We start from the raw sequence: 13,085 nt of genomic DNA on the forward strand, positions 1-13,085 counted from the left end.
TGCGCTCTCGACACCCGCGCGCCCCTACGGCTCACTGGCGCGGGCTATCGGGGTGTGGCGAGGAGTTGGGGAGCGTCCGCGTCCGTGCCCTCGCCCGTGCGGAAGTACGGCGACCTGCGCACCCACTTGGCCCACGCGGCGGCCACGAAACCGGACGCGATCATCGCCAGAGGAGTGAGCAGCAGGAACCAGCCGTTGTCCGCGCGGAGTTCGAGATGATCGGTCGAGGTGTAGAAGGACCAGCCGAGATATCCGCCCAGGCTCAGCAGCGCGAGGGCACTCAGCGTCGGCAGCACCACCGCACGCACCCCCTGTCGCCAGTCCTCGCGCAGCAGACCGCGGAAGCGTACGGCGGCAGCGAGCGCGGTGAGCGAGTAGGAGAGCGCGACGACGATGCCGACCGCGCTCACCGTCGCCATGATCATGTCGGCGAGCCGCGGAATGACCAGGGCGAGTGTCGCGACGCACATGGCCAGCGCCCCGATGAGCAGTGTTCCGGCCGCCGGAGTCCCGTAGCGGGAACTGACCCTGGACCACACGGGCCCGAGCGTACGGTCCCGGCTCATCGCGAACATGCCGCGGGCCGTGGGAATCACCCCGGCCTGGAGGGAGGCGACCGCCGAGAACATCAGGGCCACCAGCGGCAGCGCGGCCAGCGGCTGCGAGGCCAGCCGGTCGCCGAAGTACGCCAGCCCCTCGGCGCCGTGTCCGGCCAACTCCGGCTCCGACAGGACGCGTTGGAAGGCGACCGAGCCGATCAGGAACAGCGCCAGCATCGTCGCCAGGGTGATGATCCCGGCCCGGGAGGCGTCGCGCGGGTCGCGCACCTCCTCGTTCACGCTGAACGCGGCCTCGAAGCCCCAGAAGCAGAACACCGAGAGCAGCAGCCCCTGTGCGAGGGCGGACGCCGACGGTATGGCGAACGGGTCGAACCAGCTCAGGCTGAAGGCGTGCGGGCCGGTGACGATGCCGTAGCCGCAGAACCCGAGCAGCACGACGTACTCGAAGACCAGCAGCCAGGCCTGCAGGCGCGCCGCCGTCCGGATGCCGGTGACGGCGGTCAGGGTGACCGCGACCAGGACGAGGACGCCGAGCGCGGTCGTCTGGGCGGTCGAGCCCGGATCGAGGACGAGGCCGCCCACCTCGTGCAGCCCTGCCTGCCCGGCCAGTTGGAGCAGCGCCGAGCCGGTGACCGCCGTGGTGTACGCGAGGAAGGCCACCGTCGCCACGATGTTCACCCAGCCGACCAGGAAGCCGAGCCAGGGTGTCAGTGAACGGCCCACCCACACATAGCCGTTGCCCGCGTTGGGCTCGACGCGGTTGAGCCGGGAGTAGGCGCCGGCGATGCCCAGGATCGGCAGGAACGCCAGCAGCATGATGGCCGGCAGGTGCAGCCCGACCACCCCGGCGGTCACGCCCAGACCGATGCCGATGCTGGTGGTCGCGGCCGTGCTGGACGCGGCGATGGCGACGCCGTCCAGGACGCCGAGGGACTTGCGCAGCACGGGCCCCGACTGGGGTGGCTTGTCGTTCATGGCGTGCTCTCCGCTCGCACCGAGGGGCCCGATCGGCCCCGGTGAACGCACATGAAACTGTCCGGGGCCTTAACAGGTCAACGGTGTTGTCGTAAGGTGCGACCACCGGCCGCCACCGTCGAGGAGGTGTTGGATGAGCGAGCGCGTGGTCCCTGCCGCCGACCGGCAGCGCAGACGCCCCACCAAGCAGGGCGTCGTCCTCTCCGAGGAACTCATCGTCGAGACGGCCCTGAGGCTGATCGAGGAGCACGGCGCCGAGGCCCTCTCCGTGCGCCGTCTGGGCCGGGCCCTCGGTGCCGATCCCAGCTCCCTGTACCGCTACTTCCGGCACACCGACGACCTGATGCTGGCCATCGCCGACGAGCTGATCGGCCGCACGCTGCGCACCTGGCACCCCAGCGGCGACTGGCTTGCCGACCTGCGGGAACTGGGCCTGCGCATGCACGCCGGGGCGCTCGCGCACCCACGGGCGGCGATGCTCAGCTCGTACCGGGTGACCGGGCGGGCGTACGAGATCCAGGCCGTGGAGACGATCCTCGGAGTGTTGCGCGGGGCCGGTTTCCCCGACGCCGAGGCGGTGCGGATCTATCACGCCTACGTCGACCAGGCCCTGGCCTTCGGCGCCCTCGACTCCGCGAACACGGCGCTGCCGAAGCCCGCCCGCGAGGCGGAGTCGACGGTGTGGCAGGCGACGTACGCCCGGCTGCCCGCCGCGACGCATCCGCACATCGCGGCCACGGCCCGGCATCTCGTGGCCACCATGCGGCACAGCTCCTACCCTGCGGCCCTGGACCTGCTGCTGAGCGCGGCGGCGGCACGACTCGCCGAGATCCGTGCGCGGGCGGAAGACTGAACCGATCACGCCCCGTTCAGGGCCCGATCAGGGTTGATCGGAACCGATGAGAACCGGCCGTCGGTCGGACCATCGGCATCATTCGGTCGAACCGGGATACCCGAAAGGTGCGGGGCAATTGGACCCGGCCGCCCGCGCCCCAACCCTCGGAGGAGGAGACATGGCACTGGTGAACGCGGGCTTCGTGGTGCTCGACGGAATCGAGCCGGAGAAACTCGCCGTGTTCTACACGGAGTTGTTGGACGGCGAGCAGACGGACGTGACGGTCGACCGGGTGGAGATCAGGGGCGCCGACGGAACCCGGCTGGCGTTCCGCCGCGATGTGAACGCCACGCCGCCGAGCTGGCCCCGCGCGGAGAACTCCCTCCAGGTCCACCTGGACTTCTGGGTGGAGGACCTGGACGAGGCGGAGCGCAGGATCATCGGCCTCGGCGGACGCGCGCTGGAGACCTCGACCACCCCCGGCCCCTACGAGGACGAGCGTGTCTACGCGGATCCGGCCGGCCACTCCTTCACGATCCGCAGCATTCCTGCCACGGCAGCCGAGCAGGGCTGAGGCCCCTCAGACCCGACCGCTCCCGCCCTTCGCGGGCCAGACCCCGGTCGAGCGCTCGATGACCGTCGCGCCGGTGCGGTCCGCCGCGCTGCGCGCCACCGCGAAAAGGGCACCCTGGAGCGCGGCTGCGAGCAGGATCTCCGCCCAGCCGCGGTCACGGTCCAGCGGGTCGGGGGCGTCCTCCTCGTGCCGTATCGCCAACCAGGCAGCCCGGAAGGCACGCCCCGCCAGCGCCCCGCTCACAGCCCCCAGAATGAGGCCGACGGGCCGGTAGACGAGGGGCAGTTTCTGCTTCTTGGCCACCTGGATCTCCTCTGCGGACGCGCGGAACGGCACCTCGACGGTGACACCGAAACCGGGCCTTCGGTAGAGGGTGCGTCAAGCGTTCGCCCGCCCAGGAGGCAGGGGAAAGCCCCGCCGCGACGGGGGAGCGCGGCGGGGCCTGACGGTCGGGTGCCCGGCGGACACCGCTTCATGCGTCCCGAAACAAGAAAGTTTCTCGGGGCCGGAATCAGCTCCCGACGGCCGGTTCCAGGACGAAAACGGGAATCTCCCGGTCCGTCTTCTTCTGGTAGTCGACGTAAGGGGGATACGCGGCGATCGCCCGCTCCCACCACTCGGCCTTCTCCGTGCCGGTGACCTCCCGGGCCGTCATGTCCTGCTTCCGCGGCCCGTCCTGGAGCTCGACCCGGGGATCGGCCGTGACGTTGAAGTACCAGACCGGATGCTTGGGCGCGCCGCCCAGCGAGGCGACGATCGCATAGCGTCCCTCGTGCTCGACGCGCATCAGCGGCGTCTTGCGGATCTTGCCGCTCTTGGCACCCCGGGTGGTCAGCAGGATGACAGGCATACCCGTGTCCATCAGTGTCGTCCCCTTGGTGCCGCCGGAGCTCTCGTACAGCTCCACCTGGTCACGCACCCACTGCGTCGGGCTGGGTTCGTACTCACCCTCAAGAGGCATGGCATCCGTCCCATCGTCGTCTCGTACGGCTGTCTCGCACCGTTACTCAACACCGGTCCGCGCAGGATTCATCCACCGACGCCGTCGCCCAGGCGTTCGCACCGGTCACAGCAGCATCCGCACCGCCAGCGCCATGATCACGGCACTCGACACGAGCGCCGTCACCAGTCGGCCCCGCCCGCCGGTCAGCGTCCGTCCCAGCAGCGCGCCGCCCCCGGCGAGCAGCAGCTGCCAGCTCGCGGACGCGGCGAACGCCGCCAGGACGAACACCCCTTGTTCCAGAGGCGGTACGGCGTCCATGGCCCGGGTGCCGAGCACGAGTGCCGCGAAGTAGATCACGGTCGTGGGGTTGAGGAGGGTGATGCCGAGGAGCCCCAGGTAGGCCCGCGCCGGGCTCGGCGGGTCCTGGGCGGACCGTTCGGTGAGGCGCCGGCGTCGGTACTGTCGGACCGCGGTGATCGTGCCCCGGACCGCCAGCGCGGCCAGCACCAGGGCGGAGGCCCAGCGCAGTGGCACCAGCACGGGTTGCAGCCCCGCGGCGAGGGCGGCGCCCCCGACCGTGGCGAGGAGGGCGTAGAGCCCGTCGGCGGTCGCGACGCCGAGCGCGGCGCAGACACCGGTCCTGAGGGTCGTACGGGCGGTGAGGGAGACGAGGTAGGTCGCGACGGCGCCCACGGGAACGGCGATGCCGTAGCCCGCGATCAGCCCCGCGACGAGCGCGCCGGTCACGACCGGGGAAGCGTAGGCCTCCGGGGTCGGCCGGACTGCTGCTGGACCCGCACCGGACGAACGGTGGCGGAGGTCAGCGGCAGGAGGGCGGAGGTCGTGGGCATGGCCGGATTCTGGAGGCGTCCGCACCTCGCCGACAACCGAATTTCGACGGCCGATTCTCGACACACGAGCGACGATCCCCGGCCAGATCGGCCGCGCCACCGATCTGGCCGAACTTGTCGTCCCCTCATAGATGCCCCGAGCATCTAATGAAGACCTGCACGACGCACTCTTCGTCTGCGAGGTCTCCCATGACGGAAACGGAACCCGTCGCCTTCCCCCAGGACCGGACCTGCCCCTACCACCCGCCCACCGGCTACGACCCCCTGCGCGCCGCCCGTCCACTGACCCGGATCACCCTCTACGACGGCCGTCAGGCCTGGCTGGTCACGGGGCACACCGTCGCCCGCGACCTGCTCGCCGACCAGCGCCTGTCGTCGGACCGCACCCACCCCGACTTCCCGGCGCCCACCGAACGGTTCGCCTCGGTGCGGAACCGGAGGGTCGCCCTGCTCGGCGTCGACGACCCGGACCACCACACCCAGCGGCGGATGATGGTCCCCAGCTTCACCCTCAGGCGCGCCGTCGAACTGCGGCCGCGGATCCAGCGGATCGTGGACGGGCTGCTCGACGAGATGATCGAGCAGGGGCCGCCCGCCGAGCTGGTGAACGCCTTCGCGCTGCCCGTGCCGTCGATGGTCATCTGCGCGCTGCTCGGCGTGCCGTACACCGACCACGACTTCTTCGAGGCGCAGTCACGACGGCTGCTGCGCGGCCCGAAGCGGGAGGACACACAGGCGGCGCGCGACCAACTGGACGTGTACTTCGAGGAGTTGATCGACCGCAAGCAGCAACAGCCCCAGCCCGGCGAGGGTGTTCTGGACGAACTCGTTCACCATCAGCTTCGCGAGGGGGTGTTGAACCGTCAGGAGGTCATGTCCTTCGCGACCATCCTGCTGGTCGCCGGCCACGAGACGACCGCCAACATGATCTCGCTCGGCACCTTCACCCTCCTCCAGCACCCCGAGCGGCTCGCCGAGTTGCGCGGTGATCCGGAGCTGCTGCCCGGCGCGGTCGAGGAGATGATGCGGATGCTGTCGATCGCGGACGGGCTGCTGCGCAGGGCCACCGAGGACATCGAGGTGGGCGGGACGACGATCCGGGCGGGCGACGGCGTGGTCTTCTCGACCTCGGTCATCAACCGCGACGAGGACGTCTATGCCGACCCGGACACCCTGGACTGGCACCGCCCGGCCCGCCATCACGTCGCCTTCGGCTTCGGCATCCACCAGTGCCTCGGCCAGAACCTGGCCCGCGCCGAGCTGGAGATCGCCCTGCGCACTCTCTTCGACCGGCTCCCCGCGCTCCGACTCGCGGCACCGGCGGACGAGATCCCCTTCAAACCCGGCGACACGATCCAGGGGATGCTGGAACTCCCCGTGACCTGGTAAGAGGCTTCCGGTCATGCACATCGACATCGACAAGGACGTCTGCATCGGCGCGGGCCAGTGCGCCCTGACCGCCCCGGGCGTCTTCACCCAGGACGACGACGGATACAGCACGCTGCTGCCCGGCCGGGAGGACGGCGGCGGCGACCCGATGGTCCGGGAGGCGGCCAGGGCCTGCCCGGTCACGGCCATCGCGCTGTCCGACACGGCCTGAGCACCCCGGGCCGTCCGTTCCCCCTTGAGTAGGGTTCCCGGATGACCGAACAGGCCGGGAAACCCTTCCTCTACGTCGTCGTCTGCGCGGCCGGGATCGCCACGGACGTCGACGAGTTGATCACCGCGGCGCAGGAGCGGAACTGGGAGGTCGGGGTCATCGCGACCCCGGTCGCCATGAACGGCTTCTTCGACACCGCCGCCGTCGCGGCCCGCACCGGCCGCCCGATCCGCTCGGCCTGGCGGACCCCGGGGGAGCCGCGCCCCTTCCCGGCGCCGGACGCCGTGGTCGTCGCGCCCGCCACCTTCAACACGATCAACAAGTGGGCGGCCGGCACAGCCGACACCCTCGCCCTGGGCACCCTGTGCGAGGCGTACGGCCTCGGCGTCCCGATCGCCGTACTGCCTTGCGTGGCCGACGCGTTGGCCGCCCACCCGGCGTATCAGGCGGCCCTGATACGGCTGCGCGGAATGGGCGTCCGGTTCGGGGAGCCGTACTCCGGGGTTCCCCAGGAGGACGGCGGGCGGCCGGAGTTCGGGTGGGAGCGGGCGCTGGAGCTGCTCGGATGAGTCAGACGGTGACCTCCAGCGCGGTTCCGACGGGCAGCCAGCGGAAACGGTCGCGGATGTCGCCGGGGGCCTTGGCCAGTCGGGCCTCGACGGAACCCCGGCCCTCCTGGAAGTGGGACCAGCCCTCGTAATGGACGGGCAGCACGGTGTGCGGGCGCAGCAGGCCGCACAGCTCCACCGCCCGCGACGCCGTCATCGTGTACCGGAGCGGTCCGGTCACAGGGAAGCGCACGGCGCCCAGGTGCAGCAGGGCCGTCCCGACGCTCACGCGATGGGCGACCTCACGTACGCCGTCGTACAGGACCGTGTCTCCCGAGATCCACAACGCGCCGTGCCGTTGGCCCTCCCAGCGCAGCGCGAATCCGGTCACGTCGCCCACGACCGGACGGGACAGCGGCGGGCCGTGGCGGGCGGGAGTGGCCGTGATCTCGATCGTCGGGCGGTCCGCGGACTCCAGCCGCCAGGTCGTCCAGGGGGCCAGGCCACGGGCGTTGCCGCCGAGCCGGCCCGCCCCGGACGGTGTGGTCAGGACAACCTCCGCCTTCGGCAGCAGGGCGCGTCCGGCTGGGTCCAAGTTGTCGGCGTGGTGGTCGTGGGTGAGGAGCACCGCGTCGAGCGGGGGCAGCGCGTCGGCGTCGACAGCGGGACCGGAGGTCTTGCGGGACGAGGTGCCCCAGCCGAAGGAGTAGCGACGGCCGGGCGGGTCGAACGTCGGGTCCGTCAGCAGCCGCCAGCCGGCTGCCTCGATCAACGTGGTCGGGCCGCCGATGTGCGTGATACGGGCCTCGGTCATGAGGGGGTCCTTCCGGAGATCCGGGGCGGTCGGCGCGGCGCCCCGGACGGGCGGCCTAGCGGGCGTGCGATACGGCCCAGTCGAGGGCGTGGTCCGCGATCTCCTCCCAGCCGGGTGCGGCGGGCAGCAGGTGCGGGCGTCCCGCGTACTCCTTGACCTCGGTGACCGTGTTCGACTTGTAGTGCCGGGCGTTGGACTGCTGCACCTTTGGCGGCATCAGGTGATCCTGCTCGCCCGAGATGAACAGCAGCGGCGCGCGGGCGTCGTTGTGGTAGTCGACGTAGGTGCTCTGGTGGCCCGGGCGCAGGGTGGCCAGGGCGCTGTCGAAGAAGATGCTGCCGGACGCCGGGATCGCGTAGCGCTCGTACAGCCGCCTCGACTCCTCCTCGGCGAAGGTGTTGGTGAACGCGTAGTGCCACTGCTCGAAGGTGAGCGCGACCGACCGGTGCCGGTTGGCCGGGTTCTTCAACACCGGGAAGGCCGCCTTGACCTGGGTCAGCGGCAGGACCGCCACCCCCTCGGTGGGCGCCGAGTTGATCGCCACGCCCGCCGCGCCGTGGCCGCGGTCGAGCAGCAGTTGTACGAAGACGCCGCCGGCGGAGTGGCCGATGAGGACCGGCGGTTTGTCGAGGCCTCGGACCAGGGTCTCCAGGCTCTCGACGATCTGCGGGACCGTGACCTGCTCGATCGGCGCCGGGTCGGCGTTCAGGGACTCGACCTCCACTTCGAAGCCGGGGTAGGCGGGCGCGATAACGCGGTAGCCGCGCTTCTCGTAGTGGGCGATCCAGTGCTCCCAGCTCCTGGGCGTGACCCAGAATCCGTGGATGAGGACGATGGTGTCCGGAGTGCTCATGACTGCTCCTTCCGGGGCGTTTCAGCGGGTGGCGCGGTCCGCGGCCATGATCTGGCCGACCACGATGTCCGGCCGCGACATCATCACGACGTGCGAGGCGCCCTTGGCCTCGACGATCGTGCTCTTGGCTCGCTCGGCCATGAAGCGCTGGGCGGCGGGCGGGATGACGTGGTCGGCGGTGGCGACGACGTACCAGGAGGGGAGGGACTGCCAGGCCGGTACGCCGCTCGGGGCACCCAACCCACCCACGGCGCCCGGGCGTTGGGCCGCGGCCATCACCCTGGTCGTGGCATGCGGCAGATCCTGGGCGAAGACGTCGTGGAACTTCGCCGGGTCGATGTAGCCGTCGACGCCGGGGTCGACACCGGGCAGTGGAAACGGCCGGGTGACCAGCGCGTCCGGCAACTGGCTGCCGGGGAACATGCCCGCCAGCTGCAGCGCGCTCTCACCCTCGGCGGGCGCGAACGCGGCCGCGTACACCAGTGCCTTGACGTTGCTGTGGCCGCGCGCCGCATTGGTGATGACCTCGCCGCCGTAGGAGTGGCCGACCATGACGACCGGGCCGGTGAGGGTGTCGACGACGCTGGAGACGTACGCCGAGTCGCCGGCCAGGTCGCGCAGGGGGTTGGCGGGAGCGATGACGTCGTAACCCGCCTTCTGGAGGCGGGAGATGACCGCGTTCCAGCCGGAGGCGTCGGCGAAGACGCCGTGGACCAGGACGACGGTCGTTCTGGTTCCGCCGCTCGTGCGGGCGGAGGCGGGTGCGGCAGCGGTGCCGAGGGTGACCGCCCCGGCCGCGAGGAGTCCGCCGAGGACACGACGGCGGGGCTGGCCTTCGGGAAGCATCGTTGGTGCTCCTTTGGAGTCAGGAGTTGAGGAAGTCCAGCAGGTCGGCGCTCAGTTGGTCCTTGTGCGTGTCCGTGATGCCGTGCGGGGCGCCCGGATAGACCTTGAGCGTCGCGTTCTTGATCCGGGCTGCCGACGCCTTGCCGCCCACCTCGAAGGGGACAACCTGGTCGTCGTCGCCGTGGATGACGAGGGTGGGCACGTCGACGGCGTCCAGGTCGGCGCGGAAGTCGGTGGCGGAGAACGCGGCGATGGACTCGTAGGCATTGCGGTGCCCGGCCTGGAGACCCTGGAGCCAGAAGGCGTCCCGGATGCCCTGGGACACGTCGGCGCCGGGCCGGTTGTTGCCGAAGAACGGGCCGTCCGCCAGATCCCGGTACAGCTGTGACCGGTCGGCCAGCGAACCGGCGCGGATCGCGTCGAACTCCTCGACCGGCACCCCGCCCGGGTTGTCGTCGGTCCTGAGCATGAACGGCGGTACGGCGGAGACCAGGACGAGTTGGGCGATGCGGGCGGTGCCGTGCCGGCCGACATAGCGGGCGACCTCGCCGCCGCCCGTCGAGAAGCCGACCAGCGTCGCGTCGCGCAGGTCGAGGGTGTCGACGAGGGCGGCGAGGTCGTCGGCGTAGGTGTTCATCTCGTTGCCGTGCCAGGTCTGCGTGGACCTGCCGTGGCCGCGCCGGTCGTGGGCGATCGCGCGGAAGCCGTGGGTGGCGAGGAACAGCTGCTGGGCCTCCCAGCTGTCGGAGTTCAGCGGCCAGCCGTGACTGAGGACGACGGGACGGCCCTGGCCCCAGTCCTTGTAGTGGATGTGCGCTCCGTCGGCTGCGGTGACGTATGGCATGGGGGTGCTCCCGTCTGCGGGACGTGTCCGACGCGCCGATCGTCGTCCGGCACCCGGGGTTCTCGAATCCCGTGGAGCGCGTAGTCGTGACCCCGGATCAGAGGTCCGGCTCCTGCGCGAGTTGCCGCCGGGACGTCACGTCGAGCTTGCGGAAGATCTTCCGCAGGTGGTAGTCGACGGTGCTCGCGCTGATGAACAGCTGGGCGGCGATCTCGGCGTTGGTCGCGCCGCCCTTCGCGAGGCGGGCGATGGTGAGTTCCTGCGGGGTGAGGGCGTTCGGCGTCGCGGCCGCTCCGCGCCGGGGCTGCTCGCCGGTGGCGGCGAGTTCCTGTGCGGCGCGTGCCGCGTACCCCACCGCGCCCATGGTGTCGAACATGGCCACGGCCGTACGCAGTTGCTCGCGGGCGTCCTTGCGGCGCCTGAGCCGCCGTAGCCACTCGCCGAACTGCAGGTGGGTGAGGGCGAGATCAGAGCGGGCCCGGGTGCCCGCCAGCAGGGTGATCGCCTCGCGATACAGCGCTTCGGCGTCGTCGGCGGGGGCGAGCAGGGCCCGCGAGCGGGTCAGCACGCCCAGCGCCCAGGGGGTGCCGCTGGCCGTGGCCCGGGAGGTGAGGGTCCGCAGTGCCGCGCCGGCCAGGACGCGGTCGCCGCAGCGCACGGCCGCCTCGACCAGGTGGGGGAGCAGACGGGAGTGCACCCCGAGCACGTCGTGTTCGACGAGTTCGTGGGCGAGGGTGCGTGCTCGGGCGTACTCGCCGCGGCTCAGGGCCAGCACCACCATGCCGATCCGGGCTATGGACTCGACCGCGCCGAGGCCGAGCCAGGTGCCGGCCTCCATCGAGCCTTCCAGGATCCCGTCGATGCCGTCGGACTCGCCGCGCCACGCGAGGAGTTCGGGGTGCCGGTAGATGGCCCACACGTCGTCGGTCGCGCCGATCGCCGAACGGATCTGGTGTCCCTCGACGCGAAGATCTTCGGCGGCGGCCAGTTCGCCGAGGTTGGTCTCGGACATCGAGGCGCAGTACAGAGCCGAGTCCAGCTGCCACAGGGCACCGGTCGCGCGGGCGATGTCCGCGGCCCGGCGCATGACGGCGGTGTGCGCGGGCTCGTCCCACAGCATCATCGACATGGTGATGACGGGCAGATGGCCGCGCAGCGCCTCCTCGTCGGAGGTGTTCGGGTCCAGCACCGTCGCGCAGGCCCGCCGGAGGTGGGGAACGGCGCGCTCGAAGCCGTCGGTGACCAGGACCGCGAACGCGCGCAGCACGAGGTCCACTCCGGTCGCGGAAGCCTCGCGTGGCACCAACTTCTCGATGGCCCGGGCGATTTCGCCCGGCGTGGCGTCCAGGACGAGGTGTTCGGCGGTGATGACGCGGTCGATCGCCCTGAGCAGCGCCTCGCGGGCGAGCTCCGGCGCCCCTTCGGCCAGGAACAGCGCCGCGCGCAGACACAGCGCCGGCGCCCGGGCGAACGAACCGGCGTCGCCCAGCCCGATCACCGTGTGTGCCCGCACCAGCAGCATCCGGCCGCGGCCGACATCGTCGAGCAGAGCGGGGTCGATCGCGTCCAGCAGCGCCTCCGCCTGGAGCAGTGCCCCGGCGCGCAGCGCCGCCTCGGCCGCTGCCAACAGCCGCCCGGTGCGGACTTCGGGTGCCGTCGTCAGCTCGGCGGCCCGGGTCAGGAAGGTCGCACGGGCCGCGAAACCGCCCCGCGAGCCTGCCCGGTCGGCGGCCCGCTCCACCTCGGCGGCGACAGCGGAGTCCGGGCCGATCGCCGCGGCGGCGAGATGCCAGGCCCGCCGGTCGCTGTCGGCCGGGCGGTCGGTCACCTCGGCGAGCGCGGCGTGCGCGCGGCGGCGCTCGACGCTGGTGGCACCGCCGTACACCGCGGACCGCACCAGCGGATGCCGGAACCCGGCGGTGGAGCGCAGGACGACCAGACGCGCGGCCTCCGCCGGGCCGGAGGCCTCGGGGCCGAACCCGAGCAGCCGTGCCGCGCCGGTGATGTACCCGAGGTCGCCGCCGGGTTCGGCGGCGGCGAGCAGCAGCCAGGTCTGTGTCGCCTCGGCCAGCTCACGCACCCGCTGGAGGTAGTGCGCCTCCAGCCTGCCGCCCAGCGGGAGTGGCTCGGGCAGGGCCAGCCCGCCGGAGAGCTGGTCGGCGGAGAGTTCTTGCCCCAGGTCGGCGAGGGCGAGGGGGTTCCCGGCGGTGGCGGCCACGATGCGGGCACCGACCCGAGCGTCGAGCGGCCCGCCGACCGTCTGCCGCAGCAGCTCCAGGGCGAACGGCTCCTCCAGACCGGCGACTTCTGTCACGGTCAGGCCCGCGGGCGTGTCGAACACGGTGCGCGCGGCGAACAGCAGCCCGACGCCCTCCGCGTGCACCCGGCGGGCCACGAAGGTGAGCACACCGAGGGATTCCTCGTCGACCCACTGGACGTCGTCGACGCAGGCGAGCACCGGCCGTCGCTTCGCCGTCTCGGCGAGCAGGGTGAGCGTCGCGAGACCCACCAGGAACCCGTCGGCGGGAGGCCCGTCGGCCAGCCCGCAGGCCACCCGCAGGGCCTCGTGCTGGGCGGCGGGCAGCGCGCCGGGTTCCTTGAGGCCGTCCAGGAGCGGCACCAGCAGCCGGTGCAGCGCCGCGAACGGGAAACCGGCCTCCGCCTCGACCCCCGCCACCCGCAGCACACGCAGATCCGCGGCCTGCGTGACCGCGTGGTCGAGCAGCGCGGTCTTCCCGATGCCGGCGTCACCGCGCAGCAGCACCACACCGCTCAGCCCCTCGCGCAGGTCCGCGACAAGGCCGTCGAGACGTTCCCGTTCCCGTGCCCGCCCCATGAGAAC

General features: G+C 71.8%; 14 protein-coding genes. 5 read left to right on the top strand and 9 right to left on the bottom strand.

Features of this window, described 5'->3' with window-relative positions; genetic code table 11:
• Positions 1-44: 44 nt before the first annotated feature.
• Entirely contained in the window at positions 45-1,535 is a 1,491-nt protein-coding gene (locus AC5DRG_RS47390) for an APC family permease (protein WP_491806507.1), read from the bottom strand.
• 133 nt (positions 1,536-1,668) lie between these two features.
• Here AC5DRG_RS47390 and AC5DRG_RS47395 point away from each other — a divergent pair, with 133 nt between their 5' ends.
• Positions 1,669-2,388, top strand: a complete 720-nt coding sequence (locus AC5DRG_RS47395; RefSeq protein WP_491806508.1) for a TetR/AcrR family transcriptional regulator — start codon at positions 1,669-1,671, stop codon at positions 2,386-2,388.
• A 160-nt stretch (positions 2,389-2,548) separates the two neighbouring features.
• Positions 2,549-2,944: a VOC family protein gene (locus AC5DRG_RS47400; RefSeq protein ID WP_491806509.1), complete on the top strand. Its 396-nt coding sequence runs from the start codon at positions 2,549-2,551 to the stop codon at positions 2,942-2,944.
• 6 nt (positions 2,945-2,950) lie between these two features.
• Here the strand turns inward: AC5DRG_RS47400 and AC5DRG_RS47405 are convergent, their stop codons facing one another.
• From AC5DRG_RS47405 to AC5DRG_RS47415, 3 genes are all read right to left on the bottom strand, one after another.
• Positions 2,951-3,247, bottom strand: a complete 297-nt coding sequence (locus tag AC5DRG_RS47405; protein ID WP_491806510.1) for a DUF4235 domain-containing protein — start codon at positions 3,245-3,247, stop codon at positions 2,951-2,953.
• A 208-nt stretch (positions 3,248-3,455) separates the two neighbouring features.
• Positions 3,456-3,905, bottom strand: coding sequence for a nitroreductase family deazaflavin-dependent oxidoreductase (locus AC5DRG_RS47410; protein WP_491806511.1), 450 nt, complete (start codon positions 3,903-3,905; stop codon positions 3,456-3,458).
• A gap of 105 nt (positions 3,906-4,010) precedes the next feature.
• The gene (locus tag AC5DRG_RS47415) at positions 4,011-4,634 is read right to left on the bottom strand and encodes a LysE family transporter (RefSeq protein ID WP_491806512.1); all 624 of its coding nucleotides are present in this window, start codon (positions 4,632-4,634) and stop codon (positions 4,011-4,013) included.
• A gap of 293 nt (positions 4,635-4,927) precedes the next feature.
• On the opposite strand from AC5DRG_RS47415, the gene AC5DRG_RS47420 reads away from it, so the two are divergent.
• The 3 genes from AC5DRG_RS47420 to AC5DRG_RS47430 are packed head-to-tail and all read left to right on the top strand — an operon-like array spanning position 4,928 to position 6,907.
• A complete protein-coding gene (locus AC5DRG_RS47420) occupies positions 4,928-6,127 on the top strand; it encodes a cytochrome P450 (RefSeq protein ID WP_491806513.1) in 1,200 nt (399 codons plus the stop codon).
• Positions 6,128-6,140: 13 nt separating this feature from the next.
• Positions 6,141-6,338 (top strand): ferredoxin, encoded by a 198-nt coding sequence (locus AC5DRG_RS47425; protein WP_491806514.1) that lies wholly within the window; start codon positions 6,141-6,143, stop codon positions 6,336-6,338.
• Positions 6,339-6,379: 41 nt separating this feature from the next.
• A complete protein-coding gene (locus tag AC5DRG_RS47430) occupies positions 6,380-6,907 on the top strand; it encodes a flavoprotein (protein WP_491806515.1) in 528 nt (175 codons plus the stop codon).
• 1 nt (position 6,908) lies between these two features.
• Here AC5DRG_RS47430 and AC5DRG_RS47435 read toward each other — a convergent pair whose 3' ends face one another.
• The 5 genes from AC5DRG_RS47435 to AC5DRG_RS47455 all read right to left on the bottom strand — a co-directional run bounded on the left by AC5DRG_RS47435 (position 6,909) and on the right by AC5DRG_RS47455 (position 13,079).
• On the bottom strand, positions 6,909-7,700 hold the full coding sequence (locus tag AC5DRG_RS47435) for an MBL fold metallo-hydrolase (RefSeq protein ID WP_491806516.1): 792 nt from the start codon (positions 7,698-7,700) through the stop codon (positions 6,909-6,911).
• Positions 7,701-7,755: 55 nt separating this feature from the next.
• The gene (locus AC5DRG_RS47440; protein WP_491806517.1) at positions 7,756-8,553 is read right to left on the bottom strand and encodes an alpha/beta hydrolase; all 798 of its coding nucleotides are present in this window, start codon (positions 8,551-8,553) and stop codon (positions 7,756-7,758) included.
• 21 nt (positions 8,554-8,574) lie between these two features.
• Positions 8,575-9,399, bottom strand: coding sequence for an alpha/beta fold hydrolase (locus AC5DRG_RS47445; protein WP_491806518.1), 825 nt, complete (start codon positions 9,397-9,399; stop codon positions 8,575-8,577).
• Positions 9,400-9,418: 19 nt separating this feature from the next.
• On the bottom strand, positions 9,419-10,243 hold the full coding sequence (locus AC5DRG_RS47450; protein WP_491806519.1) for an alpha/beta fold hydrolase: 825 nt from the start codon (positions 10,241-10,243) through the stop codon (positions 9,419-9,421).
• A 97-nt stretch (positions 10,244-10,340) separates the two neighbouring features.
• Complete coding sequence (locus AC5DRG_RS47455; RefSeq protein ID WP_491806520.1) at positions 10,341-13,079, bottom strand: helix-turn-helix transcriptional regulator; 2,739 nt, start codon at positions 13,077-13,079, stop codon at positions 10,341-10,343.
• Between the last annotated feature and the right edge of the window lie 6 nt (positions 13,080-13,085).

It is taken from the genome of Streptomyces sp. JLBG701 (assembly GCF_058544905.1).

Coding starts and splice junctions, on each gene's coding strand:
- AC5DRG_RS47390 (WP_491806507.1), bottom strand. CDS start 1,535: ATGAACGACAAGCCACCCCAGTCGGGGCCCGTGCTGCGCAAGTCCCTC.
- AC5DRG_RS47395 (WP_491806508.1), top strand. CDS start 1,669: ATGAGCGAGCGCGTGGTCCCTGCCGCCGACCGGCAGCGCAGACGCCCC.
- AC5DRG_RS47400 (WP_491806509.1), top strand. CDS start 2,549: ATGGCACTGGTGAACGCGGGCTTCGTGGTGCTCGACGGAATCGAGCCG.
- AC5DRG_RS47410 (WP_491806511.1), bottom strand. CDS start 3,905: ATGCCTCTTGAGGGTGAGTACGAACCCAGCCCGACGCAGTGGGTGCGT.
- AC5DRG_RS47420 (WP_491806513.1), top strand. CDS start 4,928: ATGACGGAAACGGAACCCGTCGCCTTCCCCCAGGACCGGACCTGCCCC.
- AC5DRG_RS47425 (WP_491806514.1), top strand. CDS start 6,141: ATGCACATCGACATCGACAAGGACGTCTGCATCGGCGCGGGCCAGTGC.
- AC5DRG_RS47430 (WP_491806515.1), top strand. CDS start 6,380: ATGACCGAACAGGCCGGGAAACCCTTCCTCTACGTCGTCGTCTGCGCG.
- AC5DRG_RS47435 (WP_491806516.1), bottom strand. CDS start 7,700: ATGACCGAGGCCCGTATCACGCACATCGGCGGCCCGACCACGTTGATC.
- AC5DRG_RS47440 (WP_491806517.1), bottom strand. CDS start 8,553: ATGAGCACTCCGGACACCATCGTCCTCATCCACGGATTCTGGGTCACG.
- AC5DRG_RS47445 (WP_491806518.1), bottom strand. CDS start 9,399: ATGCTTCCCGAAGGCCAGCCCCGCCGTCGTGTCCTCGGCGGACTCCTC.
- AC5DRG_RS47450 (WP_491806519.1), bottom strand. CDS start 10,243: ATGCCATACGTCACCGCAGCCGACGGAGCGCACATCCACTACAAGGAC.
- AC5DRG_RS47455 (WP_491806520.1), bottom strand. CDS start 13,079: ATGGGGCGGGCACGGGAACGGGAACGTCTCGACGGCCTTGTCGCGGAC.